This is a genomic window from Faecalibacterium sp. An122 (assembly GCF_002160895.1).
GTDB lineage: Bacteria > Bacillota > Clostridia > Oscillospirales > Ruminococcaceae > Faecalibacterium.
Genome location: NZ_NFLL01000062.1, coordinates 1 through 3,226 on the forward strand (window position 1 = coordinate 1; position 3,226 = coordinate 3,226).

The following is a 3,226-nucleotide window of genomic DNA, read 5'->3' on the forward strand; positions in this document are numbered from 1 at the left end:
GCTTGAAAATCGGGAAAAGGTGTTGCGGCAAAAGTTATCCCAAGAGGAACGCAGGACGCGCAGCCATCGGCTGATCGTCCGGGGTGCGGTCTTTGAGAGCATTGTGCCAGAAGCAAAGACCATGACCGACGAAGAAGCCGCCGCCTTTCTCCGGCTTGCCCTGACGAGCGAGGAAGCGCGGGGCTATCTGAAAAAACGCACCGAGGGCGGGAAAAGCGAATAATCCCTTTGGTACAAAGGGCGCACTTATACACCCTTACGGGTGCGTGCGCTCTGCCGAGGGCTTGTCGGCACAGAGAGAAAGCCGCTTGCTTCCCTCTCTGACCGACATTGGCGGCTTTGCCGCAACAAGGGGCTGCACCCCTTGCGCCGCTTACGCGGCTATCCCTGCACACCCACAAAAACAGTATACCCGCCTTTGGCGTCTGTACCATTTTTGCGGGTTTTCATTTTATCCGGGAGGTGATACCCATAGCCATCTATCATTGTAATATCAGCATTGTCAGCCGGGGCAAGGGCAAATCAGCCGTTGCCGCAGCCGCCTACCGAAGCGGCGAAAAGCTGACAAATGAGTGGGACGGAATGACACACGACTACACCCGCAAAGGCGGTGTTGTCCATACGGAAATTATGCTGCCACCCCACGCCCCGCCCTCTTTCTCTGACCGTTCAACCTTGTGGAACAGCGTGGAGCTTTACGAGAAAGCCGGGAACGCCCAGCTTGCCAGAGAGATTGACGCGGCGCTCCCCATAGAGTTATCCAGAGAGGAACAGATCCGGCTTGTCCGGGAATACTGTTCCTCTCAATTTGTTTCCAGAGGAATGTGCGTTGATTATGCCATTCACGACACCGGCAAGGGCAATCCCCATTGTCACATCATGCTTACCATGCGCCCCCTTGACGAGCGCGGCGCATGGGCGGCAAAGTCCCAAAAGGAATATGACCTTGATGAAAACGGCGAGCGTATCCGCTTGCCAAGCGGCAGATACAAGACGCACAAAGTTGACCTGACCGGCTGGAACGACAAGGGCAACGCCCTCTTGTGGCGTAAGGCATGGGCGGATATTTCAAACGCCTACCTTGAACGAGCCGGAAGCCCGGAGCGTATCGACCACCGCAGCAACGCCGAGCGCGGCATTGGCGAGATACCCACCGTCCACATGGGCGTGGCGGCTTGCCAGATGGAGAAGAAAGGTATTGCCACCGAGAAAGGCGAACTGAACCGGAATATCCAAAAGGCAAACCGCCTTATACGGGAAATCCGAGCGCAGATTGGAAAGCTCAAAGAATGGATTGCCGACCTGTTCAAAGCGTGGGAAACCGCCCCGGAACAGCCGCAACAATCCCCCGGCCTTGCAAATCTGCTGATGAAGTATTTGAGCGTTCAGAGAGAAAAGAGCCGGAAGTATTCGCAAAGTTGGCAAAGGCAGCACGCCGCCGATGAACTGAAAACCGTTGCAAAGGCAGTAGGCTATCTTTCCGAGCATGGCATTTCCACCCTTGCGGAGCTGGACGCTACCCTTTCCTCTGTCAGCGACCAAGCCGACGCTATCCGGGCGGGCATGAAAACCGCCGAGGAACGCATGAAGAAGCTGCAAAAGCTGATTGAATACGGGAAGAACTACACCGAGTACAAGCCCGTTCACGATGAGCTGAAAAAGCTGCAAAACGGCTGGACAAACAAGCGCGACAAGTACGAGGAAGCCCACCGCGCCGAGTTGACCCTATGGAACGCAGCAAGCCGCTATCTCCATGCAAATCTGCCGAAAGGAACAAAGACCTTGCCTATTGCGGAATGGGAACAGGAATATGCCGACCTCAAAACACAGAGGGACAGCGATTATGCCAAACTGAAAGATACCCGCGCCGATGTTTCCGAACTTCAAAAAATCCGCAAATGCGTGGATATTGCACTCCGCGCCGACCAGCCGGAGCAGACACAGACCCGCACAAAGCGGCACGACATAGACCGATGAAAGGAGTGAGTTTTTTGTACTACACCCAAGAACAGATAGACCGGGCGAACCAAGCCGACCTTGTTTTGTTCCTGCAATCGCAGGGGGAACCGCTGGAACGCGCCGGACAGGAATACCGATGGAAACGGCACGACAGCTTGACCGTCCGGGGCAACAAGTGGTATCGCCACAGCCAGAGCAAGGGCGGCGGCCCCATTGATTTTGTCATGGAGTTTTTTGGCAAGAGTTTTACCGAAGCCGTTGAACTTCTCACAGGAGAAAAGGGAGCCGCACCGCCGCCGGATAGACCAAGCTCCGCGCCCCTCTCCGACTTCCGGCTACCGCCCCGCAGCCCCGACAACCGAACAGCGAGGAACTACCTCACAGCCGCCCGCCGCATTGATGAAGATGTGACGGGCTTTTTCTTTGCCCGCGGCGATATTTACGAGGACGCAGCCCACCACAACGCCGTATTTGTGGGGCGGGACGAGGACGGAATACCGCGTTACGCCCACAGCAAGGGGACGGCGGGAAACTTCCGGCTTGATGTGAAAGGCAGCGACAAAGCCTTTAATTTCTGCTACCGGGGCGAGGGCGACAGGCTTTTTGTCTTTGAAGCCCCCGTTGACCTGCTCTCTTTCCTCTGCCTGTTCAAAAAGGCATGGCAGAAGCAGAGCTATTTGTCATTGGGCGGCGTGGGAGAAAAAGCCCTGTTGCGTTTCCTCTCTGACCGCCCAAACATCAAGACCGTTTACCTCTGCCTTGACAGCGACCAAGCGGGAAACGACGCTTGCAGCCGCCTTGCGGAGCTTGTGCCGGAGGGATATACCGTCCACCGCCTTGTGCCGCTGTTTAAGGACTGGAACGAGGTATTGCAGCACCGGGCAGAAATCACAGACGGGAAGTATATCCGGGAAGCGGTTTACGGCTTGAAAGAGCCGCCGCAGGAAGAAACCGTCGAGATTATTCGCATGAGCGAGGTTGACACACAGACCGTTGAATGGCTATGGGAGCCGTATATCCCTTTCGGGAAAGTAACCATTGTGCAAGGCAATCCCGGCGAGGGCAAGACCACCTTTGCCCTACGCCTTGCCGCCGCCTGCACCACCGGGGGAACGCTGCCGGGAATGAAGCCCTTGCCGCCATTCCAAGTGATTTACCAGACCGCCGAGGACGGGCTGGGCGATACCGTCAAGCCCCGCTTGATAGAAGCCGAAGCCGACCTTGACCGCGTGCTTGTGATTGATGAAGCCAAGCGGGAGCTTACCCT

Annotated in this window: 3 protein-coding genes; all 3 read left to right on the forward strand. The window is 56.4% G+C overall.

All coding sequences use genetic code 11. The features are described 5' to 3' along the window. Window positions 1-223 (forward strand): DUF3847 domain-containing protein (locus B5E67_RS15175; protein ID WP_143405448.1); only part of this gene is annotated, 223 nt, incomplete at its 5' end. Between the two features lie 248 nt (window positions 224-471). Further along, window positions 472-1,977: a MobQ family relaxase gene (mobQ, locus tag B5E67_RS15180; protein WP_343286537.1), complete on the forward strand. Its 1,506-nt coding sequence runs from the start codon at window positions 472-474 to the stop codon at window positions 1,975-1,977. 14 nt (window positions 1,978-1,991) lie between these two features. Then, the coding region (locus tag B5E67_RS15185; protein WP_143405450.1) for a toprim domain-containing protein at window positions 1,992-3,226 on the forward strand (1,235 nt) is incomplete at its 3' end.